The organism is Luteibacter sp. (assembly GCF_036500425.1).
Classification (GTDB): domain Bacteria; phylum Pseudomonadota; class Gammaproteobacteria; order Xanthomonadales; family Rhodanobacteraceae; genus Luteibacter.
Genome location: NZ_DASYCB010000076.1, coordinates 1 through 23,686, shown reverse-complemented (window position 1 = coordinate 23,686; position 23,686 = coordinate 1). Strand labels below are relative to the sequence as shown.

The window sequence follows — 23,686 nt, the reverse complement described above, 5'->3', positions numbered from 1 at the left end:
CGATGGGTGCGCGCGGCAAGCCCCATCGCGCGCAAGCGCGCTCCTACAACAGCTTTGTTTCAGCGCGCTTCTTTTACCGTCATGAAGCCATCGTCGGCCACGCTGACCACGGCGCGACGGGTGCTTTGCAGGCGGATGGCCTCATCTATATGCGCACCGATCTTCGCCGCGGTTTCGGCAATACCTACGGGGGAGTTACCGCGACGCTTCTGCTTGCCGACGAAGCGAGCGTAGTTGTACATCGACCACCCGGTGAAGATGATGGCGGTCACCACCGCCACGCCGAGCACGACGTAGATATCGCCGCCATCGGTGATCGGATCGAGCAGGTGCAGTTGGGTCAGGGCATCGCGGATGCCGTAAGCCCACGCACCCAGCGTGACCAGTGGCAGCCACAAGCAAGCCCACGCCACCCACAGGGTGACGGTGACCAGGCCAAACATGGCCTTCTGTGCGCCGCTTTGCCGTTCCGGGCGCTGGATGATAATGGCTTCGGCTTTCATCGCAACCCCCGGTCCGGGCTGACCCACACCGCGCGCGTGCCCTTGCGCTTCATGATCGCCTTGGGCAAGGCCACGATCGAGGTCGCCGTGTTGAGGACCCAGTACACCAGCGGGTACCAGATCATCCAGTAATAGTTACGCCCAATGCGCGTCTCGTAACGCCGGTCGACCAGCAGGCTGATGCCGAACTGCAGCAGGCAGATGATGCCGAGCACCACGCCGTGCCATTGCGGGAGCAGGGTATCGATGGTCAGCGAGGGTGGCAGTGGTACGACATGGCCCAGCACCCACAGCGCGATGATCGTGCCCATCGTGTACGACCATAGCAGGCTGGTGAAGTATTCGAAGGCCACCGGCCACATGCGCCGCTGCCGCCAGTTAAGCAGCTTCTTCGTATAGCGCAGCAACACCTCGGAGCCGCCCTGGGCCCAGCGCAAGCGTTGCTTCCACAGGCCGCGGAGGGTCTCCGGCATCAGGATCCAGCACAGCGCATTCGGTTCGTAGCGGATTTCCCAATGGCGCATCTGCAGGCGCCAGCTCACGTCGATATCCTCCGTAACCATGTCGGTACTCCAGTAGCCGACATCGTGCAGCGCGCTCTTGCGGAAGCAGGCGATCACGCCCGATACGGTGAAGATGCGTCCGTATACGCGCTGTGCGCGCTTGATCAGGCCGATGATCGAGGAGAACTCGCCGACCTGCAACTTGCCGAGCAGCGTGGAGCGGTTGCGGATGCGTGGGTTGCCGGTCACCGCGGCGACACGCGGGCTATCCAGCATGTGCGAGACCATCCAGTGCGTGGCGTAGTCATCCAGCAGGGCATCGCCATCGACGCAGACCAGGAAATCGGCATTAGAGGCGAGTGCCGCCGCCCGCAGGCCCATCGCCTTGCCCTGGTTGGACGCCATGTGGATGACGCGCAGTTTCGGGTATTGGTCCAGCAACTGGTCGAGCTGGGCGCCGGTGTCGTCGGTCGAGCCATCGTTGATCGCGATGATCTCGAAGTTCGGCCACTGCTGCGAGGCGAGGTGCGCAATGGTTTCGCGGACCTGCTCACCTTCGTTATGGCAGGGCACGATCAACGTCACCATGGGGTAGTCGGCAAGCTCCGGCGGCTTTACCCGGATCGGTTCATTCCGCTCCCAGCGCAGGTAATAGATGATGCCGCCGCTCATCCATACCAGCGACATCGCCAGCGGGTAGTAAAAGGCGAACTCGAGCAGGAAGTGCAGCACCCCGTGGTTCATCGGGCGGGCTCCGGATACGGGTAATCAGATGCCGAGATAAACGGACGGATCGACTCGAGGTCCGGATGGTTGTGCAGGAAATCGTCGGGGTAGTAGCCGATGTGGCGTGCGCCCATGGCTTGCACGGCGCGGATGCGGTCGTTGATGTCGCCGACTTCAATGCGCTTCTTCGTCCGCCAGTTGAAGGTGGCGAACTCGAACAGGGTGCGATCCTCCGCACCGGGTTGAGCCAGCACCTTCGCCACGAGGTTCTTGTACCACTTGATGCGATCGGACTGTTGGTCGAGTTGCGGCATGGCCATGATCGCCGTCATGTCATAGGCCTTGATGAAGGCAGGCAGGCTCTGCGCTGTCCACGCTTCGGCTTGAGGCTGCAGCACCGGGCGCGCGAACAGGTTGCGCGCCGTAAGGAGCTGCGGGCGCCACTTCTTCATGCGGGTCGTCAGTTCCAGGGTGAAGTCGATCAACGCCTGGGTATTCTGCGCAGGCGAGTTCTTCGCCCACGGGCCAAGCTGGTCGGTATCGCGCAGGTAGGCGTCGTCCGAGAACAGCACGCCCGCTTCATCGGTGTGCATGGCCAGGTCTTCATACACATCACCGATCATCTGGCGGACCTTGGGGTCGTACGGCGCCAGACGAAAATGATCGCCGCCGGGCTTCGGCTCGCCCGCCAGCGAGGGCAGGTCCTTGCCATCGGGGAAGCGGAACGCCAGTACCGGCATCCAGGCGTACACACGCACGCCCGCACGGGTGCGCAGCTGCCACGAGACACGCGAGAACAGGTCGGAACGCACCGGCAGGTGGCGGTTGGCGAAGTACACCGCGTCGGCCACGCCATCGCCGTCGGGGTCGGCATACGCCTGCAGCCAGACCTGGCTGGGGTGCATGCGCTTGATCCGGTCGAGCAGCTTCGAGAGGTTGCGATCCTGCTGGGCCGGGTCGGGGTCGTACACGTAATCCAGATCCACCTGTACGGCACGGGTGGGGTCGACGCGAGTCTGGTGCCGGATCAGCCATCCAAGGCGGTTGGCAGTGATATTGCCGCTGACCAGCAGGCGCGGAATGGTGCCGCCCGTACCCAGCGAGGGCACGGCATCGCCCAGGCTGAAGGTGACGCCCATGCCCAGGCCGATCGCGATGTTCTTGCCCACGCGATTGTAGGCACCATACGGCCAGGCAATGGCGCGCGGGTGCACGCCGGTGTGCGCAGCGATTTCATCCGCGCTCTTCGATAGGTCGGCGCGTACGCGAGCGATGTATTCGGCTTCGGTTTCGTAGCGGTTCGTGCTGGCGTCGTATTGCAGGTACGCCGCCGCTGGCATCTGGTTGCCCTGCGGGTTGCCGTTGGTGCCCTGATGCAACGCATACGAGTGCGAGGCGATCTCGACCAGTCCCGACTTCTGCATCTCGCTGACCTGGTCCCAGGTCAGGAAGCATGAACGGTCGCAGTCACTGCCGTTGTACGGCATGCGCTTGCCATCGGGCAGGTCCATCCACGAGCCCACCACCGCCTGCAATGCGGGGTAGCGGTACGCCTTCAGCAGCGGATACACGCGGGTGTAGAAACTTTCCAGGCTGTCATCGAAGGTGAGCAGCACGGCATCCGGGGGCAGTGTGCCGCGGCCTTCGGCGGCATCCTTGACCTGGTCGAAGCTGACGATGTGGTAACCGTTCTCCTTTAGCCACTCGAAGTGAGAAACCAGGTGATCGGTGCTCGTGGCATCCGGATCACGATCGGCATCGAGCCCGACATCGTCGCGAACATCGTGGTACGCCAGCACGACCAGGTTGGGCCGGACCGGGGTGACCGCCTGCGCGCAGGCGGATAGGGGCGCCAGCAGGGTCAGGCCAAGCAGGGCCAGGGTGGACAACAGCGGACGCATGGACGTCATTCTCCCCAATGCAGCGTCAGGTCGAGGACGACGCGGTGTTCGCGGCGGCCATCGTAGGGTTGGTTGTGCCAGCCGATGCCCCAGCCAAGGCGCATGCCTTCGCGGGCCTGCAGGGTCTGGCCGTAGCGCACGGTCGCCATCCAGTCGGTGGCGTAACCCTTCTCGGCGTACTGGCCCACGGCCACGTCGATGCGCTGGGTGATGCTGCGCTCGTAGAACTGGCCCAGCAGGTTCTCCAGCCGACCCGTGAGCGCGTAGCTGTTGTCGCGGCGCGGGTTGAAATAGGGGCGGTCGGTATCGGTGTTCATGGAGCCGCCCAGTTCAACGCCACCATCGATCGTGAGGTTGGGCGCGGTGTGCAGGCGCTGGATGACGGAGCCGAGCCAGCCGGTACGTGTATTGCCATCGCTGAACGTGTCGCGCGACACGCCGAGGCGGGCCTGGGTGAGTTCGCTGGCGCGCCAGCTGACCGCGGTATCCAGGGTCTTTGCCGAGATGCCGTAGTACTGCGCACGTAGAGGCGTGTCTTCACCGGCGGTGCTGTAGTCCGCGGCGATGGACCAGTGATCGGTGAGCGACCAGTCGAAACCGGTTTCAAGCGCGGTCTTGCCGACATAACGGTCCGCGGCGGGCAGGGCCTGCACATAGACCATGAAGCCCTGCGCGTAACCACGGATACCGACGCCGAAGCGCGTGCGGCGAACATCGCCCTCCGGCAGGTCCGCCGTGGAATAGCGGCCCAGGGCGACCACGCGCCAGTGGTCGTCGATCAGCGGGCTGGCGACGCTGGCCTGGGTGGTGTTATCGCGGTCGCCATAGTCGGGGCTGGAGCCCTTGCCCTGTTCGGTGCTGAGATCGAACTGCCAGCCCTTTTCCCGTTCCCAGGCACGCGCGGCACGGTCTACACGGCCGTTACGATCGGCCCGCGCCTGCGCCTCGGCCATGATGTCATCGCCTTGTTCGTAATCATTGAGGCTGCGGTAGGCCTCGGCCTCGCCGACCAGGGCACCTACGTCGCGCCGATCGAGCGTGGTGGCGATATGAAACTCATCGAGCGCGCGCCGCGGCCAGCCGCGGGCGAGCTCGGCGTTACCCAGTTCGCGACGGATCTGTGGATTAGCAGGCGCTTCGCGGCTCATCGCATGTAGCTGGTCGTACGCCGCGCGCGGCATGCCCACGGAGCTACGCAGCGCGGCGGCATTGAGATCGGCATCGACCTTGCGCGGGTTTTCGATCGGAAGGCGAATCCCGGGGATGCGTACCCATGGCTGTTCCTTCGCGGCGAGTTCGTCGATCGTCGCGAACGCCTTGTCGGTCTGGTTCGATTCGGCATACGCGTACATCAGGCCGATGCGTGGTTCGCTTTCGCTTCTTGCATAGGGGCCGGGGTCCTTGCGGATGCTGTCTTCGAACAGGGCGGCCGCTTCCAGTGGATGACGACGCACGAGCATCGCATCGGCGGCGGCGCGCTCCGCGTACGCCGGCAGGTCGACCCCTTCCTTCTTCAGTACGTCGTAACGCTGGATCGCCTCGTCGGGACGTCCCGCCTGGTCCAACGCTACGATCAGGTCGAAGGCGGCGCGGCGGCGCAGGTCGGCCGGCAGTGATGGATCGTCGGCGAGGCGACGGGCGTCCTCCACGGCTTTGTCTGCCTCGGCGTAGGGCATATTCGGGTTGGCAGGTTCCCCCTGGGCCCAGCGGATCTCGTGGGCGGTGTGGTCTGCATCGAGACGCGCCTGTTCGACGGGGCCAGGGGCCGGCTGGAGCGCAGCGGCCAGCGCCTTCGCACGGGAGGTCGCACCAAGCTCGTTCAGCAACGCGACATTCACTTCACGCGCTTCGCGGTCATCCGGCCACTGATCGAGCAGGGCCTGTATGTGCCGGAGCGCGTCGACCCGGTGCCCTTGCGCGCGTTCGTCGCGGACCTGCGCCATCAGGCTGTCACGGCTGACGGCCGGGCTAGCCGCCAGTGCCGCATGGCCTTGCAGTGCCATGGCCAGCGCCAGGCATAACCTTCCCCGTGGCACACGCGCTTTGCGCGGAGGTGTCGTGTTTGAGATTCGCATACCGCCTTGTGACCTTATTTTCGTCGCCGTGATGTCCATTTCCGGCAGCGTTTCATTTTATGTGAGCGCGGCGTCCACTCGATGTATAGGGATCAGCCGAGGTTGGGGAAGGCGTTTCGAATCCCCGAAACCATCATCTGCACGGCGATCGCCGCCAGGATCATACCCATCAGCCGCCTGGCGATGCCTACGGCCTTCGCAGAGAGATAACGGGCGATGTAGGGCGCACCCAGCAGGGAGATGGCCAGCACGACGAGGAAGCCGCCGAGGCCAAGGGCTAGCGACATCTCTGTGTGGGAGTTGCGCGCGGTCTGGCCGAGCACGATCAACGTGGCGATGGCGCCCGGTCCCAGCAGCAGCGGAATCGCCAGGGGGTAAATCGCGACGTCCTCGGCAGCCGCCAGCGCCTCCGCTTCAGACAGGGTTGGCGCGTGCTGGCTACTCGGCGTGCCATGCAACATGGAAAGGGCGATCAACAACACCATGATGCCGCCGGCGATACGGAAGTCGTTCACGCTGACGCCAAAAACCGAGAGGATCGCACCACCCGCCGCCGCCGACACGATGCAACCGATGGTGACCGCTATCAGCACGGCCCAGGCGACTCGCAAGCGATCACGGGCGGTGACGCCCTCAGTCAACGAGAGGAACATGGGAACGTTCGCGATGGGGTTCATGATGGCGAACATCGCGGTGAACACCTTGATCGCGAACGGTATGTCCCAGGACATCACTGGCTCCCCGAGTGGGCCGGCCCGGCCCGTGTGGTAACCCAACGCGCTGCAAGCACACTACCGGCGGTCCAGGCAGGCGGCAAGCCAGCCAGATAGCCACTCGTGGAAACAAAAAAGCCCCGAACCAGGTCGGGGCTTCTCGTATCAAATTTTGGTGGAGCCAGGGAGGATCGAACTCCCGACCTCGTCATTGCGAACGACGCGCTCTCCCAGCTGAGCTATGGCCCCACATGAGCGACCGATGTTATCAGGGCAACCCGCGACCGCCAAGCCCCCTCGATCTGTGTAGGAGCGCGCTTGCGCGCGATCAGGGTGAGGCAAGCACCCATCCCGCGCAAGCGCGCTCCTACACGGGTAGCAGGGCTGAGAGGCGGTCGTGGAGGATTTCCTTGCGCCAGCCTTCCAGCGCCTCGGGCCATTCGCCGCCGGTCATCACGTACTCCTCCATGGTCCGACGGGAGCACAGCAGGCCGGGCGGGAGATCGAGCTGGCTGGCCAGGGTGTCGACGGCGCTGCGCATCTCGTTGATGGCGCTCTTGGCCTTGCCGGCAGGGTGGCCGACGACCGCCGCCGTGGCTTCGATTTCCTCGGCTTCGACCGGGCGGTTCACCAGGGCGAAGAGTTCCTCGCGTTGCGGCCCGCGCAGGGCGCGGGTGCCGCGCGTGAGTGCTTCGAGCTTGCCGATGTCGCTGGGCAGGCTTCCTGCCAGGTCCAGCGCATGGGCGTCTTCGAGCAGCCATGAGCGTGGCTTATCCAGCGCGCGCGCCGTGGTTTCGCGCCAGCGCAGGATGCGGCGGAGCAGGGCCTGGCGCTCGCGCGGCCAATCGGCCGCGGGCTTGAAGCCGCGCTGCGGCTGCGGGTCACCCTCGCGCTGGCTGGCGCGACGCTTCATGCGTGCGCAATCTTCGGCATGCCACGCGCTGCGACCCCGTTCCTCGAGGCGACCGGTAAGGATCGCGTGCACCGGGTGGAGGTGCACGACATCGAGCGTCGCGTACAGCTTCTGCGATTCCGTAAGCGGGCGCTGCAGCCAGTCGCTACGCGTCTCCCCTTTGTCCAGCTCGGCGCCGACCAGGTCGGCGACCAGCGCACGGTAGCTGATGCCCAGGCCCATGCCGACGAAGGCCGCGGCAATCTGGGTATCGAACAAGGTATGCGGGCCATCGGGCAGGAACGGCGCCATGGCTTCCAGGTCCTCACCGGCGCTGTGCATCACCGTAATGACAGGTTGCTCCGCAAAGATCGGGCGCAACGTCTCGCCGAGCGGGAAGCTCAGCGGATCGATCAGTGCATAGCGGCCTTCGTGGGCAAGCTGCAGCAGTGCGAGCTGTGGGTAGAACGTGTTCCGCCGCATGAACTCGGTATCGAGTCCGACGATGTCACCCGACGCGACCGGCGCCAGCCAGGCGGCCAGATCATCGCGGCGTTCGATCCATGGGGCAGCGGGAGCGAGTTCGCTCGTAGACATGGGGCATCCTTGTAGATAAACGGGATCGTGCACGCGTGTTGCCCTGCAGCGCACGATTCCCTAAGGTGGCACCGCACGATAGCAGGCCCACGCGGAACCGCCCACCATGCCCAATACCGAGACTGTCCGCCGACAGCGCGCCATTGCTGGCGCGATGGGTGTGGCTGTCCTCGGGTTCGCGCTGTTCTACCACTTCTTTCCGCAGCTTCTTCACGTTGAGCCGGGTCAGCCTTCGGCACGCCTGCCCACGCGCAGCCAGCCCGGCACCATGGGCTTTGACCAGCGCCCGCAGGCGGCGCCGCAGGCCGTGGCGTCGGAAGTGGACGCCGGCCCGCCGCTGGTGCTTGCTCCCGCCGCGGTGATTGCCGCGCGCCGCCGCGAGAAGAGCAATGATGTCCAACTGCCGGCACAGGCGTCACCGGACACGCCGGAACTCACGGCGTTGCTGGATCGGGCCGACAAGTCGCTTGCCGCCGATCGTCTCGTCGGTGGCAAGGAAAGTGCCGCGGCTCTATATCTCAGTGCGCTCAAGGCGAAGGCCGATAGCCAGCGCGCCTTATCGGGCTTGGAGGAAATCCGCGGGCGCCTGGTTGCCGAGACCGAGCAGGACATCGCGCTGGGCGATGCGGACGCCGCGCGCGACACACTGAACGCGTTGCGGGCGTTACCGAGCAGCGCGAAGGATGCCCAGCCGCTCCAGCAGCAGCTGGCCGTGCTGGACAAGGTGCGGCCGCTGCTGACCACGGCGGCCACGCAGCTCCAGGCCGGTAAGGCCAACGAGCCGCACGGTGACAGCGCGTTGGATACCTACCGGCAGGTGCTCCAGCTCGATCCGCAGAACGCCGTGGCGGTCCAGGGCGTCAGCCAGGTGCAGCATGTGGTGCTCGATAAAGCGCTCGCCGCCGTGGCGCAAAGCGACTTTGCAGCGGCCGATAACGCCCTGGCTGAGGCTGCGTCGATCGAGCCAGGCTCGCAGGCCCTGCAGGACACCCGCGGTCGCATTGAAGGCATGCGCCGCCAGAGTGGCGCGGCGATACTCGCGCAGGCCCGTTCAGCGCTGGATGGCGGCAACGTCGAACTCGCCCAGCAGCTCGCGGCGAAGGCACAACAGATCAGCCCCGACCTTGCCGGCATCGACGATTTCAACGAACGCGTGACCAACGCGAAGCTGTACTCCAGCTACAAGCCCGGCCAGGTCTTCACCGATCGCTTCGTGGATTCCACGGGCAAGGCACCTGCCATGGTGGTCGTGCCGACCGGCAAGTTCATGATGGGCTCGCCGGATGGCGAAACCGGCCACGATGCGAATGAAGCGCCGGCGCATGAGGTCGACGTGGACAAAGGCGTGGCGGTCGCACGTAGCGCCGTGACCATCGGTCAGTTCCGTGACTTCGTGCGGGCCAGTGGCTACGTGCCCCAGTCACAGTCGCTCGGCGGCGGTAGCGTCTACGACGAACAGAGCGGCGGCCTGCGCGATGATGCCTCCGCCACCTGGCAGGACGACTATGCAGGCAAGCCCGGCCAGGATCGTCTGCCGGTCATCAATATCTCGTGGAACGATGCCAAGGCTTATGCCGACTGGCTGTCGCAGCGGACCGGGAAGAAGTATCGCCTACCGAGCGAAGCGGAGTTCGAATACGCGCTCCGCGCCGGAAGCACCTCGCGCTACTGGTGGGGCGATGGCGCGCCCGCGTCGCACGTCGAAAACCTTACCGGAGCCAACGATCGCTCCGGGTCGGGTCGCCGCTGGAGCAATGCCTTCAATGCCTATAAGGATGGCTACTGGGGCCCGGCGCCGGTCATGAGCTTCACCCCCAACCCGTTTGGCCTTTACGACATGGGCGGCAACGTATCGGAGTGGGTCGCCGATTGCTGGCACGATAATTACATCCGCGCACCACGCACGAGCGAGGCCTGGGTGAATCCGGGCTGCAGCCGTCGGGTCATTCGTGGCGGCTCGTGGGGTAGCGCGCCGGATATGGTCCGCTCGGCCTATCGCCAGGGCGCCGCCGCGGACCTGCGCAGCGCGCGTGTCGGTTTCCGTGTGGTGCGCGAGCTTTAGCCCTGGCCGAAGCCTTGCCGAATTGACAGGCCGGGGCGCTTGACGGGGGCAGGTCGTGCTGCGGATGCTTATTACGTTCTCTTAAACGCGGAAGAGGCCAACCACCATGGCGACATCGATCATCGTGGGCTACCGTCCGTTCCCCGGCCGCACCGACCTGGTCATCTCCATCCTGCTGGAGATCTACGAGGCCATGCAGCGTGCCGGCCTGATCACCGCACGGCGGCCGTGGATCATGCGCAGCGAAGAGGGCGACGTGGTTGCCGCTTTCGAAATGACGAACGAGTACTCATTCGCGGCGTCGGAGAAGATCCGCGAAGTGGCGGCGCTGCGCGCCCGCCTGATGGGCGTGGCCGAGCGCATGCCGCTGGGAAGGCTGCGGGAGGCCTCGCAGCCCTATGCGGAGTTCGAGACCACCACCGATTCCCCGGCGGTGGCGGCCAGATAAGCCGCTAAACCGCCTGGAGCTCGCGCTCCATGGCGCTCTGGACGAACTGGTTGAGGCTGATGCCCCGGGCCGCAGCGGCTTCCGTGGAGCGCAGGTGCAAATCCGCGGATACGCGCGCCTGAAATTTTCCGGAGAAGGTGCGAACGGGCGAGATGCCGGCTTCCCGACAGGCCTGAAGGAAAACACCGAGCGAGATAGTGCCTTCGCGGCGCAGCCCTTCCACGTCGGCCGCATAGAAATCCGCGCCGCCATTGAGCTCAACAAACTCACCACGAAACATATCGATGTCCGGGTCGTACTGCACGACGGCGCGGTAGCCGTCGATGGCCATGATGTTGTTCATCGCGATGAGGTCTAGCGTCCGGCGGTGGCGTGCGCGCATGAAATGGTACCAGAAAGTGATACCTAGGCAAGTTACTAGCGCGGGCTGAGGGCGAGAATCGGCTGCGGCCGCTGGCGGCCGTAGGGGAATACTGAGAAGGGAGGTAACGGGCGCAAGCGCGCTCTTGGAGGGCTCCGGTCGGTGCGCCGTGCCCGGGTTCTGATTTTCAGAAAGCATCAAGGCCGCTTGCGCGGCCTTGAAGTGTGTCGCCGGGAAGCCCGGTCGACGTATAACGCCCTGATTTGGTGCCGAAAGAGGGACTCGAACCCTCACTGTATCACTACAAACGGATTTTGAGTCCGCCGCGTCTACCGGTTCCGCCATTTCGGCATGGGGCTGGCGATTATGCGGGAATCAGTGCACCTGGTCGAGACCTAACTGGCGTTCGTCGCGCAGATACCAGTCATCGCCTTCGGGATTGAACACGGCGCACTGGGTCATGCGCCCCGAATAGATGTGCAGGCTGACCGCCACGGCATCTTCGCTGGGATTGCGGATGGTGTGGTACTCGTGCGGCGGGATGAGGCTTCCGGCGGAACCGGGGCCGGCCTCGATCGAGCCGACGGGACGGAAATGGTAGCGGGCCGCGTCGTGCTCGATCAGCTCGTACTGGACGATTTCCAGGGCACCGTTCCAGACGCCTTCGACGCACCACATGCCGCTATGGTCGTGGATCTTGGTGCCCTGGCCGGGCCCCCAGGTCATGGCGACGACGCTGTAGCCGTGCTCTTCGCTGCGGTAGAGCTCACGGCGGCCGTAATGGTCGCGGAAGGCCTCATTGACGCTGGCCGGCAGGACGACTTCCTGGGAGCGGATCAGCTGGCAGAGCGACTTGCGCAGGGTATCCGTGATCGCCGGCGTGCTCGCCTGGCTGACCGCGTTGTCGATCGCCTCGATGAGCTTACGGCTGCCCGGGAATTCGACCGTGATCATGGGTGGAACCTCTTGCTGGGACGTTGGGGACGTAACGCTGCCCTGATCATAGCAAAGCGGCCGGGGCGGCGCGGCCATCGCGCGCAAGCGCGCTCCTACAAGAGCACCGGAGCCCTGTAGGAGCGCGCTTGCGCGCGATAGGCGTCAGAGGCTGCGCAGGAACCCGCCGATCGCGCGGCTGTAGTTCTCGATATCCACCAGGAACGCATCGTGGCCCTGGGGCGAATCCAGCGCCACGAACTCGACGTTCGCACCGGCTTTCTCCAGCCCTTTGGCGATCGTCTCCTGCTGCTCCAGCGGGAACAGGATGTCGGTGCTCACGCCGATCACCATGGCGCGTTCGATCATGATGCGCGACAGGGCCCGCATCACGTCACCTTCGCCGTACTCAGAGAGATCGAACCAGTCACTGGCGCGCGAGAGGTACAGGTACGCATTGGGATCGAACTGGCGGTTGAAGCGGCGGGCGTGGGCTTCGAGGTACGACTCCACCTGGAACTCGAAACCGAACGGTTCATTGGCTTCGCGCTCATCGGCATCGAGCCGGATGCGGGCGAAACGACCATTCCATTCCATCGCCGAACGATAGGTGATGACACCGAGCTTGCGCGCGATGCTCATGCCGTGGTCAGGCCAGATATCGCCGCCGTAATAGCCTTCGCGCCAGTTCGGATCGAGACGGATCGCCTCGCGCTGCAGGGATCGGATCGCGATCGCGAACGGCTGTGCCTGTGGTGCGGTATCCACGCTGATGTGGGTACGAGCGCAGCCCGGGTGCAACACCATGTACGCCAGCGCGCTCATGCCGCCCATGGAGCAACCTACCAGGCAGGCAAGCTGCTTGATGCCAAGTGCATGCGTCACCGCTTCATACGCAGCGTTGGCGACGTCTTCAAGCGCGAGTTCCGGGAAGGTGAGGCGATACGGCTCACCCGTCGCGGGGTCGATGGAAGCCGGGCTGGTGGAGCCCTTGTCGCTGCCTAGCGAATTCACGCAGATGACGAAATAACGATCGGTATCGAACGCGCGGCCGGGGCCGATCATGTCCTCCCACCAGCCGGGCGTCGGATCTTCCGCGTTAGCGGCGGCGTGTGCGCTGGGCGAGAGGCCGGTGAGAATGAGGATCGCGTTGGCGCGCGCGGCATCCAGCGTGCCCCAGGTTTCGTACGCCACGCGGGCGTCGTGCAGCTCGCCGCCGCGCTTCATGCGGAACGGCGAAGCCAGGTCATGGTATCGGCGGGCGTCGCCCATGCGCTGCTCCTCGGATCAATGCAGCGAATGGTGACACGGACGATAGGGTTTCGTCTTTTATTGCGCCGCGCCCGCGGCGCGCTTCTCAGCGAGCGTGATCTGCTCGGCCACGGCGTGCGCGACATTCGAATCCGGGTCCAGCAACGGCTGCAGGTGGCGCCAGGTGGCGGCCGCTTCCGTGTAACGCTCCTGCTGGAACTGGGCGATGCCAAGCAGCCACAGCGCTTTCTGGCTATCTGGCTGGGCGGCGACGGCCTGCTCGAGCAGGCTGAGCCCGCGTCCATCGATGCGGTGGTCCGCGCGCGCGAGTGAATCCGCTTCAGCCCAACCCACCATCGCGGCCACGTTCTTCGGGTCGGCCTTGAGCGCACCATCGTAAGCATCGCGCGCGTCGGCGGGTTGCTTCACCACCGCGTAGGTCTGGCCGAGCAGCAGCCAGCCTTCGACGTCACCCGGATTGGCGTTGAGGCGGGCCTTCAGCGCGTCCACGGCTTCGCCGACGGTCATTTCCTTTGGCGGCGCGACGCCGCCGAGTGTGGCCGGTGTACCGACCAGCCGGTACAGGCCGACGCTGGCCAATGGCACGACAACCGCTAGCGCCACGGCAACGCCAAACATCGCACGCGAACGGCCCTGGCGACGCCCGTGACGTACCAGCGGAACCAACAGCAGGGCAAGGGCCGCGACCAGCATGGCCACGGCGATAACGTAAAACGCGATGGTCACCAATCGTCCTCGGTATCGTTAACGGGCGCGGCAGTGGGTGCGGCGCGTGCCGTGCGTGCGCGGCGGCGCACCTGCACGAACACCACCAGGCCGCCAACGACCAGCACCAGCAGTGGCCCGAACCAGAGCAGCCAGGTCTTCGGTTCCACGGGGGGCTTGTACAGCACGAAATCCGAATACCGATCGACCAGGTACGCCTTGATCTCCGCGTCGCTCTTGCCCGCCTGCATCATTTCGAACACCTGCCGGCGCAGGTCATGCGCGATCGGTGCGTTGGAATCGGCCAGCGTTTCGTTCTGGCACATCGGGCAGCGCAGTTCGGTACTGAGCTTCTGGAAACGGACTTCCTCCGCGCGGTCGCGGAACGGCAGCGGCTGGATCGCCTGGGCGATCGCCAGCAGCGGCAGCAGGCAGAGCAGGGCGAGCAAGCCAAGCCGGCGCATCAGCCGCCTTCCTTCGCCAGGGCGGCGAGCGCGGGCTGGATTTCCTTTACCACCACCTCGGGCGTGATCGGGCCGACGTGCTTGTAACGGATCACGCCCTTGCCATCGATCAGGAAGGTTTCCGGGGCGCCGTACACGCCGAAATCAATACCGGCACGGCCGTCGCGATCCACGATCACCACGTCGAAGGGGTTGCCGTGTTCCGCCAGCCACGTCGTGGCGTCCTGCGGATCGTCCTTGTAGTTGAAACCAACCAGCGGCAGCCCAAGCTGCTTGACGTCGCTGGAAAGCACCGGGTGCTCATGCACGCACTCGATGCACCAGCTGCCGAACACGTTCAGGAAATACGGCTTGCCGAGCAAGGACTGCTTGTCGACCTTGCGCGTATCGTCGCCGAGGACCGGCAGCGCGAACGCCGGTGCCGGCTTGTTGATCAGCGGCGAGGCGATCTCGTGCTGGTCATGCTGGGTGTTCCACCAGATGCCAAAGCCGAACAGCACGACGAGCAGGCCGAAGCCGAGCAGCGGCAGGAAGCGGCTCATGCGAGCTGCTCCGTCGCATTCGACGCCGCGATGGCCGTCGCCTTCTTTGCGCGGAAGCGGCGTTCACCCGCGGCCAGGAATCCGCCGACCATCATGAACAGGCCACCCAGCCAGATCCAGCGAACGAAGGGCTTGTGATAGAGGCGAAGCGCCCAGGCGCCTTCGACGTTGCCGCCATCCATCGGCTCGCCCAGGGCGACGTAGATGTCGCGGAACAGGCCCGGGTCGATCGCCGATTCCGTCTGCACCTGGCCGCGCGAATACGTGCGCTTCTGCGGGTGCATGGTGGCCATCAGCTGGCCATCGCGGAGGATCGTGACCACGCCTTCATCAGCGCGCCAGTTCGGGCCCGTCGTCTCACGTACCCCATCAAAGCGGAACTGGAAGGCGCCCACGGTTTCAACCTGGCCCGGGGCCATGCGCACGTCGCGCTCGGTGCTGAGCGACTCGGAAAGCATCACGCCGATGATGAAGATGGCGACGCCGAAATGGGCGACCAGCATGCCGGCCATCTCGGCCGGGAAGCGCCGGCCGAACGGCATCTCGCGCCAGCGCTTCACGACGTAGGCCAGCGTGCCCGCCGCGACCCACACGGCACCGGCAACGCCCGCGATCGCGCGCAGGTGGCCTGCGGCAAAGAACAGGGCGGCGATCGTGCAGATCACCGCGGCCATACCGGCACGCAACGCCATACTGGTTAGCTGGCGCCCTTCGGCGCGGCCCCAGCGCAGGTAGGGGCCGAATGGCAACAACAAGACGGCGGGCGCCATCAGCAGAACGAACAGGAAGCCGAAGTACGGCGGGCCGACCGAGACGCGGCCGAGGTTCAGCGCATCGCCGATCAGCGGGAACAGCGTGCCGAGCAACACCATCGCGGCCGCCGTGGTGAACAGCAGGTTCGCGATCATGATGCCCGTTTCGCGCGATAGCGCGTTGAACGCCTTGCCGGTGGCCACCTTGGGCGCGCGGATCGCATACAGCAGCAAGGAACCGCCGATCACCACGATGAGGAAGCCGAGGATGTAGAGTCCGCGGCGCGGGTCGGAGGCAAACGCGTGCACTGACGTCAGCACGCCCGAACGGACAAGGAACGTGCCGAGCAACGAGAGCGAGAACGCGAACAACGAAAGCAGCACGGTCCATGCAGGCAGCGAGCCACGCTTTTCGGTGACGGCTTGCGCGTGGATCAGCGCAACGCCCACCAGCCACGGCATAAACGACGCGTTCTCCACCGGATCCCAGAACCACCAGCCACCCCAGCCCAGCTCGGCGTACGCCCACCAGCTACCGGCGACGATGCCCATGGTCAGGAAGGCCCACGAGACATTGGTCCACGGGCGCGCCCAGCGCACCCAGGCCTGCTCGAGCTCGCCGCCGAGCAGCGCGGCGATCGAGAACGCGAACGCCACGGAGAAGCCTACATAGCCCATGTACAGCACGGGCGGGTGGAAGGTCATGCCCGGATCCTGCAGCACCGGGTTCAGGTCGCCGCCATCGGCCGGCATCGGCAGTTCGCGCAGGAACGGGTTCGAGGTGAACAGGATGAAGGCGAGGAAGCCCACGCCGATCAGGCCCATCACGCCGAGCACGCGGGCCACGAAGGGCTGCGGCAGGTGGCGGCTGAAGGCGGCCAGGGCCACGGTCCAGACGTTGAGGATAAAGACCCATAGCAGCATCGAGCCTTCGTGCGCGCCCCACACCGCGGTGATCCGGTAATACCAGGGCAGTGCGAGGTTCGAGTTGTCGGCGACGTAGGCCACCGAGAAGTCGTAGGCGAGGAAGGCGTGGATCAGGATGCCCATGGCGGCGAAGACAAATACCGCCTGGCCAGCGGCGGCGGGCCGGGCGATGGCCATGAGCGCACCGTTGTTGCGCCAGGCGCCGATGATCGGCAGCACGCCCTGCGCCAGTGCGAGCAGCAGCGCGAGGATGAGGGCGAACTGGCCAAGCTCGGGGATCACTTCGGCGTGTCCTTCATGGCGGTGTCGTCGATCTTGCGATTCTTGTGCGCCTTGGCCATGGCGTCCTTCAGTTCCTGCGGCATGTAGTTTTCATCATGCTTGGCCAGCACTTCGCCGGCGATGAAGCGGCCATCGGCCATGCGCCCGGTCGCGATCACCGACTGGTTGTCGCGGAACAGGTCGGGCAGGATGCCGGTGTATTCCACCGGCATGGCGCCGGCATCGTCGACGACGATGAAGCTGACCTTCAGGCTGTCTTTCGCTCGCTGGATCGAGCCGGCCTTGACCATGCCGCCCAGGCGGAACGTCGGGTATTGCGTGGCCTGGCCTTCCTGCACCTGGCTAGGGGTGAACAGGTAGCTCATGTTCCGCTGCAAGGCGAACACGGTCAGGCCGACCGCGATGGCAGCGGCGACAACGACCGAGATGACGATAGCGAGGCGACGTTTACGCGTTGGATTCATTACTTGCTGGGGTTCCCGGCCGGCGGCGGTTCTCCTGGCGCGCGATGCGTGCGCGGATATCGCGCAGGTTGCGGCGGCGCCTGGCGAGCGGTGCCAGCGTGTCGATCAAGAGGACGATGAAGAAGACCGCGAACGCGGTCCATATATACGGGCCATAGCCACCCATCGCGAAGAAGGCGCTCATGCCTTGCCGCCTTTCGGTGCAGGGCCGCCGAGTGCCAGTTCGCGCACCCACGCCTTACCGCCTTCGGAGGCGATCAGGTCGGCGCGCACGCGGGAGAACAGGCTCGCGATGTAGTAGAGCTTGGTGGCACCCATCATGGTCAGCAGCGGCCACAGCATGCTGGCATCGATATGCGAGGGGCCAAGTAAACGAATCGTGGCGCCCTGGTGCAAGGTGTTCCACCAGTTCACCGAGAAATGCACGATCGGCACGTTCACCGCGCCGACGAGCACGAGGAAGGCCGCGGCACGCGCGCCCTGGCGGCGATCTTCAAACGAGTGATACAGGCCGATGATGCCGAGGTAGATGAAGAGCAACACCAGTTCGGAGGTGAGCCGTGCATCCCAGGTCCACCAGGTGCCCCACATCGGCTTGCCCCACAGCGAGCCGGTCGCCAGCGTGATCGCGGTGAAGGCGGCGCCGATCGGCGCGGATTCCATCGCCACCGTTTCGGCCAGCTTGATCCGCCAGACCAGGCCGATGAAGGCGGCCAGGGTCATCACGCCATAGATAAACAGGCTCATCCACGCACTGGGTACGTGGATGAAGATGATGCGGTACGCATCGCCTTGCTGGTAATCCGCCGGTGCGACGAACAGGCCACCGTAGAGCGCGATACCGCCAAGGAGGATGGCCAGGCCGAGCGCCCACGGGTATACGGCGCCCGCGAAGCGGTAAAAGATCGGCGGTGATCCCAGGCGGTGCAGCCAGAGGGGAACCCAGTTAGCCATTCGTCCTCGTCAACGGTCGGTGCATCGCGGTGAGTCCCCCATGGACACCCCGTGGTTGCATGGGCTCATGATTCCATCGCGATACGCAGCGCGGCCGCGCACGCCAGGGGCGCAAGCACGATGGCGAGCGCCAGGCCGGCGCCCAGCCACGCGACAGGCGCGATCCAGGGCAGGCCATCCTGAGCGGCGGCCACGGCCCCGGCGGCAAAGATCACCACGGGCACGCACAACGGCAGCAACATGAGCGCGAGAAGCATACCAGAGCGTTTTGCCCCGGCTGTCAGTGCCACCAGTACCGCGCCGAGCAGGCTGAGCAGGGGCGTCGCGATAGCGAGCGCGAGCACCAGGACGGCCATCGCTGGCGTTGGCAGGTGCAGCATGCCCGCGAGGACGGGTGCGATGACGATGAGCGGCAAGGCGGCGGTGATCCAGTGCGCGAGGATCTTCATGGCGACGAGCAACGCCAGCGGCTGCGGGGCGAGCATCAGCTGCTCCATCGAACCATCCTCGATGTCCGGCCGGAACAGGCCATCGAGTGTCAGCAGCATGGCCAGGAGCACGGTGACGAACACCACGCCGCCTGCGATGCGGGCGAGCAAGGTGGGCTCAGGGCCGAGCGCGAAGGGAAACAGTGTCACTACGATGACGGCATAGAGCACCGGCAAGGCGATGTCGCCCCGCCGGCGCCACGCCAGGGTCAGGTCACGCCGCAACAGGGCGGCGCAAGCGGCGGGCGTGCTGCCGGGCGTCACGCGTGCAACCGGATGCGGCGGGGCTCATCACCCGCGAAGGTGACCGCGCCATGGCTGGTGACCAGTGCCGCGCCGCCACGAGCGGCGTGCTCGTGGAGCAGGCGGTTGACCAGGGCGATGCCTTCACGATCGAGGTTGGCATAAGGCTCATCGAGCAGCCACACGCGGGCCGGCAACAAGAGCAGGCGGGCGAGGGCGGCGCGCTTTTTCTGGCCCGCGGAAAGGCGACGGACCGGCTCGTCTTCGAAGCCAGACAGGCCGACGTCGGCAAGCGTCGCCTCGATCGTAGTGCCCGTGCGCACGCCGTAAAGTCCTGCGGAGACGGCCAGGTTCTCACGCGCGGAGAGGTCGAACTTCAGGCCGAGATGGTGGCCAAGGAACACCACCGCACCGGCCATCGTATCCAGCGCGAACGGCGCGCCATCGAGCAGTACCTCACCTTCGCCGGCGCGCAGCATGCCGGTGAGTACGCGCATCAACGTGGTCTTGCCACTACCGTTGTCACCCTCTACCAGTGCGATCTCGCCCCCGTGCAGGGCGAAATCCACCGGCCCGAACACCGGCTCGTCCTGGCGCAGAAAACACAGGGCACGGGCTTCGAGCAGAGGGGCAGGTAAGGTCATCCACCGATTGTTGCGGCAGGAACGCCCATTGTCCATGTAGGAGCGTGCTTGCACGCGATAAGCGCTCGCGGCAAACCCATTGTCCCTGTAGGAGCGCGCTTGCGCGCGATGGGTGCTCGCCGCACGCCCGATCGCGCGCAAGCGCGCTCCTACAGGGGGAGTGGGGGCAGGGTGGCTTCGAGGGTGCGTACGGCGGCGTCGAGGTCGACGGAGGCGACATCGGCATGGCCGCGCAGCAGTTGCTCCACCAGGGTGTCCTGGGCCTGGCCGCGTTCCAGCGCGTAGGCATAAGGCAGGTGGGTGAAGGTGACCATGCGGTAGCGTGGCAGGTAGTGCGTGGGCGAGCGCTGGGCGAGCAGGCCGCCGAGTTCGCGCATGCGCAGGAAGTGCGGGTCGGCGACCTTGTCGCGCATCTCCACGTAGTTCTCAAGCGCCATGCGCGCGATCGCATCCGCATTCGGCTTGCGGCTCGCTTCGAACGCGGCAAACACCGCCGCCGGGTCGTCCGGCGTCGCTTCGAACAGGCGCGCGAGCTCCGCCGCATCTTCGAATCCGCAGTTCATGCCCTGGCCATGGAACGGCACCATGGCATGTGCGGCATCGCCAATCAGCAGCGCGCGCCCGCCGATATGCCAACGGTCGAGGTAAAGCGTCGCCAGCGAACCCACCGGGTGCTCGGCCCAGTCCGCCGCGAAGTCCGGCATCAGGTCGAGCGCGTCGGGGAACTCGGTACGAAAAAACGCTTCGGCGGCACCGGCGCCCGCGATCGTGCGGAAGCTCGGATGCTCGCCATCGTTCGGCAGGAACAGCGTGACCGTGAAGCTGCCTTCGCGGTTGGGCAGGGCGATACACATGTAGTGACCACGCGGCCAGATGTGCAGCGCATTGCGCTCGATCGCGAACGGCGTTGACGGATCCACGCCCGGCGGAATCTCGAGTTCCTTGTAACCGTGGCCGAGCTCTTCCACGCGCTCGCCCAGCGGCGCATGCCGGTGCATAGCGGCGCGCAGCGCGGAACCGGCGCCATCCGCACCGATGACCACGGGCGCGGCGACCGTACGTTCGCTGCCATCGGGCGCACGCAGCGTCAGCGTGCCGTTTTCCAGGTCGGCCTCGGCCAGGCCCTGGTCGAAATGGATGGTGGCACCCGCGGCTTCCGCCGCATCGAGCATCAGGCCATTGAGGCCGCCGCGCGAGACTGACCAGATCACTTCGGAATCGTCGATGCCGTACCGCTGCAGGCCACTGTGCCCGGCGGGGTCATGGACCATGCGACCGCGCATCATCACCGCCTGGGCCAGTACCTGGTCGGCCAGGCCGGTGGCGCGCAACGCGTGCAGGCCGCGCTCGGCCAGGGCGAGATTGATGGAGCGGCCCCCGGAGAAGCCCGCCTTGCGGGGATCGGGGCGCTTTTCGTAAACGGTGACGCGGAACCCGCGCTGGGTCAGCAGAGTGGCAACCAGGGCACCGACCAGGCCGGCGCCGACAACGGCGATGTCGTTACGGGGCATGGAGCCTGCCTGGTCGATATTGCGGGGCAGCGCATCGTGCGCCGCAACGCCGCCGAGGGCAAGCCCGGCGGCGCGAGGTATCAGCTGGCTTTCTTGCCGCCGCGCGGAGGCGCCTGGGCGGGGGCTGCCGGCTTGGCGGTCGCCGCGTCGAGGAAGCCGCGCTGCATCGACTTCCAGACGTCGAGGTTGCGCTCGGTCATCTCATTCAGCATCGACCACGGGGTCTGCCCCATCATGGTGTTGAGCTGGTTGCGGAACTGCTGCTGCTGGTCGAGGAAGACCTGCAGGCTGCGCTCCAGATACGGGCCCATAAAGCCCTGCAGCGAATCCCCGTAAAAGCGGATGATGTGCGACAGGAGCTGCGAGGACAGCATCGGCTGGCCGTGTTCTTCGTGCTCCGCGATGATCTGCAGCAGCACGGAGCGGGTGAGGTCTTCGCCCGACTTGGCGTCACGAACCTCGAAATGCTCCCCGTCGAGAACCAGCTGGCGGACTTCCTCCAGCGTGATGTAGCTCGAAATTTCCGTATCGTACAAACGACGGTTCGGATACTTTTTGATGATGCGAAGAGTTTGTGCCATGCGGCGAACGCTACCACGAGGTATTGCGCCGCACCAGTTAGTTTCACGGCGTGTAAACGTTTTCAGTCACAGTGCGTGAATTTGGATCGATTTACGTAACTTGGATTTAATGACCCACTGCGCCGCTCGCATTCCCGAACGGCGGCTTGGCCAGCCAGAGGATCGGAATCAGGGCCAGGAACAGGATGCCGCACATCCAGAACACGTCGTTGACGGCCAGCGTGAGGGCTTCCCGGTTCACCACCTGATCGAGCACCGTCAGCTGCGCCTGGCCATGCAGGTTCATCACCTGCAGCTTGTCCATGTACGCGGTGGCGGCCGGCGACGCAGGGTTCACGTACTCGGTGAGCGACGCGTGGTGTGCCTCGCCACGGTGCTGCCACAAGGTCACCGTGATCGCGGTCGAGATACTCGAGGCGAGGGTACGGCAGAAGTTCGCCAGGCCCGAAGCACCGGCGATCTGGTCGGGGCGTAATCCCGACAGGAAGATCTGGTTGAGCGGGATGAAGAAGCAGGCGATGCCGATGCCCATGACGAAACGCGGCAGCACCAGGGTCGCGAACGAGGCGCCGCTGTTGAAGGTGGAGAACCAGAACGCGGTGAACGCGAACACGACGAAGGCGAAGGTCACCACCGCGCGCAGTTCGAGGCGCTGGATGTTCTTGCCGATGATCGGCGACATCAGGAAGGCCAGGACGCCGACCGGCGCGGTAGCCAGCCCGGCCCAGGTCGCCGTGTAACCCAGCGTCGTCTGCAACCACAGCGGGAACACCACGGTGATGCCGAAGAAGCCGAGCATGCCCAGCGATAGCGCGGTGACACCGACGGTGAAGTTGCGCCGCTTGAACAGCGACAGATCGACCACGGGGTACTTCGCGGTCAGCTCCCAGATGATCAGGAAGGTGAGCGCGACCAGCGCGATCAGGCCCAGGGCGAGGATCAGCGGTGAGGCGAACCAGTCATGGTCATTGCCGTTGTCCAACATGAACTGCAGGCAGCCGACGCCGACCACCAGCAGGAACAGGCCCACCGAGTCGATCGGTGCCTTGACCGTCCTGGTTTCGCGCGTGCGCAGGATCGACCAGGTGATCACGCCCGCCAACGCGCCCACCGGCACGTTGATGTAGAAGATCCACGGCCACGAGAAGTTATCGGTGAGGTAACCGCCGAGAATCGGGCCGAAGATCGGCGCCACGACCACGGTCATAGCCCACATCGCCAGGGCGAGGCCTTGCTTCTCCTTCGGGTAGCTCGAAAGCAGCAGCGACAGCGAGAGCGCCACCATCGGGCCCGAGCCGGCACCCTGCAGCAGGCGGAACATGACCAGCATCGGCATGCTCGTCGCCAGGCCGCAGAGCATCGAGAACGCAACGAACAGGGCGACCGAGAAGCAGAAGGTCTTGACCTCACCAAAGCGTTTGGCGATCCAGCCGGTCAGCGGCTGCATGATCGCACTCGCGAGGGCGTACGAGCTGATCGCCCAGGTCCCTTCGTTGGAACTGACGCCGAGGCTGCCGGCGATATGTGGCACCGCCACGTTTACGATCGTCAGGTCGAGGATCTCCATGAAGGTGGAGAACGCGACGGCAATCGTCAGCAGGACCAGCGGCAGGCCATGCAGGGGTTTCGGGCCCGCGGGGGCGGGCACGGCATCCGGGGTGGCGGTGGCGTCGCTCAAGGCAGGCGCGCTCCGAGGTTCTGCTGCACGATGGTGTCGGCGGCCGCATCAGCCTTCGCGGCGACGTCGTCATAGACCGTGGTCTGGGCGACCGCCACCGTCGATGGCGCCTTCGCCAGCACATCGCCCTTGTCGTCCGTGATGTTCACTGTGACGGCGGTCGATAGGCCGATGCGCAGCGGGTTCTTATCCAGATCCTTCGCATCGATCGAGACGCGAACCGGTACGCGCTGCACGACCTTGATCCAGTTGCCGGTCGCGTTCTGTGCCGGCAGCAGCGCGAACGCGGCGCCGGTGCCCGCGCCGAGGCCGTCGACGGTGCCGTGGTACGTGACCTTCTTGCCGTAAACGTCGGCCTCGAGCTCGACCGGCTGCCCGATGCGGATATTGCGCAGCTGGCCTTCCTTGAAGTTGGCATCGACCCAGACGTCGTTCAGCGCAACGACCGAGAGCAGAGGCGCGCCG

Annotated in this window: 24 protein-coding genes and 2 tRNA genes; 2 read left to right on the top strand and 24 right to left on the bottom strand. The window is 65.5% G+C overall.

Annotated features, from left to right (window positions below):
* Positions 1-59: 59 nt before the first annotated feature.
* The 7 genes from pgaD to rnd all read right to left on the bottom strand — a co-directional run bounded on the left by pgaD (position 60) and on the right by rnd (position 7,910).
* A complete protein-coding gene (gene pgaD, locus VGN46_RS18590; protein ID WP_331645989.1) occupies positions 60-503 on the bottom strand; it encodes a poly-beta-1,6-N-acetyl-D-glucosamine biosynthesis protein PgaD in 444 nt (147 codons plus the stop codon).
* Positions 500-1,750 (bottom strand): poly-beta-1,6-N-acetyl-D-glucosamine synthase, encoded by a 1,251-nt coding sequence (pgaC, locus tag VGN46_RS18585; RefSeq protein ID WP_331645986.1) that lies wholly within the window; start codon positions 1,748-1,750, stop codon positions 500-502. The genes pgaD and pgaC overlap by 4 nt, the downstream gene beginning before the upstream one ends.
* The gene (gene pgaB / locus VGN46_RS18580; protein WP_331645984.1) at positions 1,747-3,633 is read right to left on the bottom strand and encodes a poly-beta-1,6-N-acetyl-D-glucosamine N-deacetylase PgaB; all 1,887 of its coding nucleotides are present in this window, start codon (positions 3,631-3,633) and stop codon (positions 1,747-1,749) included. Before pgaB ends, pgaC begins: the two co-directional genes overlap by 4 nt.
* 5 nt (positions 3,634-3,638) lie before the next feature.
* On the bottom strand, positions 3,639-5,636 hold the full coding sequence (gene pgaA / locus VGN46_RS18575) for a poly-beta-1,6 N-acetyl-D-glucosamine export porin PgaA (RefSeq protein ID WP_331645982.1): 1,998 nt from the start codon (positions 5,634-5,636) through the stop codon (positions 3,639-3,641).
* A 164-nt stretch (positions 5,637-5,800) separates the two neighbouring features.
* Positions 5,801-6,439: a MarC family protein gene (locus VGN46_RS18570; RefSeq protein ID WP_331645980.1), complete on the bottom strand. Its 639-nt coding sequence runs from the start codon at positions 6,437-6,439 to the stop codon at positions 5,801-5,803.
* A gap of 155 nt (positions 6,440-6,594) precedes the next feature.
* Positions 6,595-6,670: transfer RNA gene (locus tag VGN46_RS18565), tRNA-Ala, on the bottom strand.
* A 118-nt stretch (positions 6,671-6,788) separates the two neighbouring features.
* Positions 6,789-7,910, bottom strand: coding sequence for a ribonuclease D (rnd, locus tag VGN46_RS18560; protein WP_331645978.1), 1,122 nt, complete (start codon positions 7,908-7,910; stop codon positions 6,789-6,791).
* Positions 7,911-8,016: 106 nt separating this feature from the next.
* Here rnd and VGN46_RS18555 point away from each other — a divergent pair, with 106 nt between their 5' ends.
* Positions 8,017-9,972 (top strand): formylglycine-generating enzyme family protein, encoded by a 1,956-nt coding sequence (locus VGN46_RS18555; protein ID WP_331645976.1) that lies wholly within the window; start codon positions 8,017-8,019, stop codon positions 9,970-9,972.
* Positions 9,973-10,078: 106 nt separating this feature from the next.
* Positions 10,079-10,420, top strand: coding sequence for a hypothetical protein (locus tag VGN46_RS18550; protein WP_331645974.1), 342 nt, complete (start codon positions 10,079-10,081; stop codon positions 10,418-10,420).
* Positions 10,421-10,424: 4 nt separating this feature from the next.
* Here VGN46_RS18550 and VGN46_RS18545 read toward each other — a convergent pair whose 3' ends face one another.
* The 17 genes from VGN46_RS18545 to VGN46_RS18465 all read right to left on the bottom strand — a co-directional run.
* Positions 10,425-10,751: a type II toxin-antitoxin system HicB family antitoxin gene (locus tag VGN46_RS18545; protein WP_331645972.1), complete on the bottom strand. Its 327-nt coding sequence runs from the start codon at positions 10,749-10,751 to the stop codon at positions 10,425-10,427.
* Between the two features lie 294 nt (positions 10,752-11,045).
* Positions 11,046-11,132 (bottom strand) — tRNA-Leu (locus VGN46_RS18540).
* A gap of 24 nt (positions 11,133-11,156) precedes the next feature.
* Positions 11,157-11,735: a cysteine dioxygenase family protein gene (locus VGN46_RS18535; protein ID WP_331645970.1), complete on the bottom strand. Its 579-nt coding sequence runs from the start codon at positions 11,733-11,735 to the stop codon at positions 11,157-11,159.
* Positions 11,736-11,879: 144 nt separating this feature from the next.
* Positions 11,880-12,986: a homoserine O-acetyltransferase MetX gene (gene metX, locus VGN46_RS18530; RefSeq protein WP_331645968.1), complete on the bottom strand. Its 1,107-nt coding sequence runs from the start codon at positions 12,984-12,986 to the stop codon at positions 11,880-11,882.
* A gap of 57 nt (positions 12,987-13,043) precedes the next feature.
* The gene (locus tag VGN46_RS18525) at positions 13,044-13,712 is read right to left on the bottom strand and encodes a tetratricopeptide repeat protein (RefSeq protein WP_331645966.1); all 669 of its coding nucleotides are present in this window, start codon (positions 13,710-13,712) and stop codon (positions 13,044-13,046) included.
* The gene (locus tag VGN46_RS18520; RefSeq protein WP_331645964.1) at positions 13,709-14,155 is read right to left on the bottom strand and encodes a cytochrome c-type biogenesis protein; all 447 of its coding nucleotides are present in this window, start codon (positions 14,153-14,155) and stop codon (positions 13,709-13,711) included. Before VGN46_RS18520 ends, VGN46_RS18525 begins: the two co-directional genes overlap by 4 nt.
* Positions 14,155-14,697 carry a DsbE family thiol:disulfide interchange protein gene (locus tag VGN46_RS18515; RefSeq protein WP_331645962.1) on the bottom strand — a complete coding sequence of 181 codons (543 nt, stop codon included), beginning with the start codon at positions 14,695-14,697 and terminating at the stop codon, positions 14,155-14,157. Before VGN46_RS18515 ends, VGN46_RS18520 begins: the two co-directional genes overlap by 1 nt.
* The gene (locus tag VGN46_RS18510) at positions 14,694-16,658 is read right to left on the bottom strand and encodes a heme lyase CcmF/NrfE family subunit (protein WP_331645960.1); all 1,965 of its coding nucleotides are present in this window, start codon (positions 16,656-16,658) and stop codon (positions 14,694-14,696) included. The genes VGN46_RS18515 and VGN46_RS18510 overlap by 4 nt, the downstream gene beginning before the upstream one ends.
* A complete protein-coding gene (gene ccmE, locus VGN46_RS18505) occupies positions 16,655-17,122 on the bottom strand; it encodes a cytochrome c maturation protein CcmE (protein WP_331645958.1) in 468 nt (155 codons plus the stop codon). Before ccmE ends, VGN46_RS18510 begins: the two co-directional genes overlap by 4 nt.
* Positions 17,106-17,306: a heme exporter protein CcmD gene (gene ccmD, locus VGN46_RS18500; RefSeq protein ID WP_331645956.1), complete on the bottom strand. Its 201-nt coding sequence runs from the start codon at positions 17,304-17,306 to the stop codon at positions 17,106-17,108. The genes ccmE and ccmD overlap by 17 nt, the downstream gene beginning before the upstream one ends.
* Positions 17,303-18,076: a heme ABC transporter permease gene (locus VGN46_RS18495; RefSeq protein ID WP_331645954.1), complete on the bottom strand. Its 774-nt coding sequence runs from the start codon at positions 18,074-18,076 to the stop codon at positions 17,303-17,305. The genes ccmD and VGN46_RS18495 overlap by 4 nt, the downstream gene beginning before the upstream one ends.
* A gap of 65 nt (positions 18,077-18,141) precedes the next feature.
* Positions 18,142-18,828, bottom strand: a complete 687-nt coding sequence (ccmB, locus tag VGN46_RS18490) for a heme exporter protein CcmB (protein ID WP_331645952.1) — start codon at positions 18,826-18,828, stop codon at positions 18,142-18,144.
* On the bottom strand, positions 18,825-19,451 hold the full coding sequence (gene ccmA, locus VGN46_RS18485; protein WP_331645950.1) for a heme ABC exporter ATP-binding protein CcmA: 627 nt from the start codon (positions 19,449-19,451) through the stop codon (positions 18,825-18,827). Before ccmA ends, ccmB begins: the two co-directional genes overlap by 4 nt.
* A gap of 149 nt (positions 19,452-19,600) precedes the next feature.
* Positions 19,601-20,962: an NAD(P)/FAD-dependent oxidoreductase gene (locus tag VGN46_RS18480; RefSeq protein WP_331645948.1), complete on the bottom strand. Its 1,362-nt coding sequence runs from the start codon at positions 20,960-20,962 to the stop codon at positions 19,601-19,603.
* Between the two features lie 80 nt (positions 20,963-21,042).
* Positions 21,043-21,543 (bottom strand): polyhydroxyalkanoate synthesis repressor PhaR, encoded by a 501-nt coding sequence (gene phaR / locus VGN46_RS18475; RefSeq protein ID WP_331645946.1) that lies wholly within the window; start codon positions 21,541-21,543, stop codon positions 21,043-21,045.
* Between the two features lie 106 nt (positions 21,544-21,649).
* A complete protein-coding gene (locus tag VGN46_RS18470) occupies positions 21,650-23,221 on the bottom strand; it encodes a DHA2 family efflux MFS transporter permease subunit (protein WP_331645944.1) in 1,572 nt (523 codons plus the stop codon).
* A partial coding sequence (locus tag VGN46_RS18465) for an HlyD family secretion protein (protein WP_331645942.1) occupies positions 23,218-23,686 on the bottom strand: 469 nt, incomplete at its 5' end. The genes VGN46_RS18465 and VGN46_RS18470, both read right to left, overlap by 4 nt.

What these genes read in the sequence shown, in the direction of transcription:
- VGN46_RS18550 (WP_331645974.1), top strand. Translation starts at nt 10,079, where the DNA reads ATGGCGACATCGATCATCGTGGGCTACCGTCCGTTCCCCGGCCGCACC.
- ccmE (WP_331645958.1), bottom strand. Translation starts at nt 17,122, where the DNA reads ATGAATCCAACGCGTAAACGTCGCCTCGCTATCGTCATCTCGGTCGTT.
- metX (WP_331645968.1), bottom strand. Translation starts at nt 12,986, where the DNA reads ATGGGCGACGCCCGCCGATACCATGACCTGGCTTCGCCGTTCCGCATG.
- pgaB (WP_331645984.1), bottom strand. Translation starts at nt 3,633, where the DNA reads ATGCGTCCGCTGTTGTCCACCCTGGCCCTGCTTGGCCTGACCCTGCTG.
- pgaA (WP_331645982.1), bottom strand. Translation starts at nt 5,636, where the DNA reads ATGGCACTGCAAGGCCATGCGGCACTGGCGGCTAGCCCGGCCGTCAGC.
- VGN46_RS18545 (WP_331645972.1), bottom strand. Translation starts at nt 10,751, where the DNA reads ATGGCCATCGACGGCTACCGCGCCGTCGTGCAGTACGACCCGGACATC.
- ccmA (WP_331645950.1), bottom strand. Translation starts at nt 19,451, where the DNA reads ATGACCTTACCTGCCCCTCTGCTCGAAGCCCGTGCCCTGTGTTTTCTG.
- ccmD (WP_331645956.1), bottom strand. Translation starts at nt 17,306, where the DNA reads ATGAGCGCCTTCTTCGCGATGGGTGGCTATGGCCCGTATATATGGACC.
- VGN46_RS18555 (WP_331645976.1), top strand. Translation starts at nt 8,017, where the DNA reads ATGCCCAATACCGAGACTGTCCGCCGACAGCGCGCCATTGCTGGCGCG.
- VGN46_RS18535 (WP_331645970.1), bottom strand. Translation starts at nt 11,735, where the DNA reads ATGATCACGGTCGAATTCCCGGGCAGCCGTAAGCTCATCGAGGCGATC.
- rnd (WP_331645978.1), bottom strand. Translation starts at nt 7,910, where the DNA reads ATGTCTACGAGCGAACTCGCTCCCGCTGCCCCATGGATCGAACGCCGC.
- VGN46_RS18515 (WP_331645962.1), bottom strand. Translation starts at nt 14,697, where the DNA reads ATGAGCCGCTTCCTGCCGCTGCTCGGCTTCGGCCTGCTCGTCGTGCTG.
- VGN46_RS18520 (WP_331645964.1), bottom strand. Translation starts at nt 14,155, where the DNA reads ATGCGCCGGCTTGGCTTGCTCGCCCTGCTCTGCCTGCTGCCGCTGCTG.
- phaR (WP_331645946.1), bottom strand. Translation starts at nt 21,543, where the DNA reads ATGGCACAAACTCTTCGCATCATCAAAAAGTATCCGAACCGTCGTTTG.
- pgaC (WP_331645986.1), bottom strand. Translation starts at nt 1,750, where the DNA reads ATGAACCACGGGGTGCTGCACTTCCTGCTCGAGTTCGCCTTTTACTAC.
- VGN46_RS18495 (WP_331645954.1), bottom strand. Translation starts at nt 18,076, where the DNA reads ATGGCTAACTGGGTTCCCCTCTGGCTGCACCGCCTGGGATCACCGCCG.
- VGN46_RS18480 (WP_331645948.1), bottom strand. Translation starts at nt 20,962, where the DNA reads ATGCCCCGTAACGACATCGCCGTTGTCGGCGCCGGCCTGGTCGGTGCC.
- VGN46_RS18570 (WP_331645980.1), bottom strand. Translation starts at nt 6,439, where the DNA reads ATGTCCTGGGACATACCGTTCGCGATCAAGGTGTTCACCGCGATGTTC.
- pgaD (WP_331645989.1), bottom strand. Translation starts at nt 503, where the DNA reads ATGAAAGCCGAAGCCATTATCATCCAGCGCCCGGAACGGCAAAGCGGC.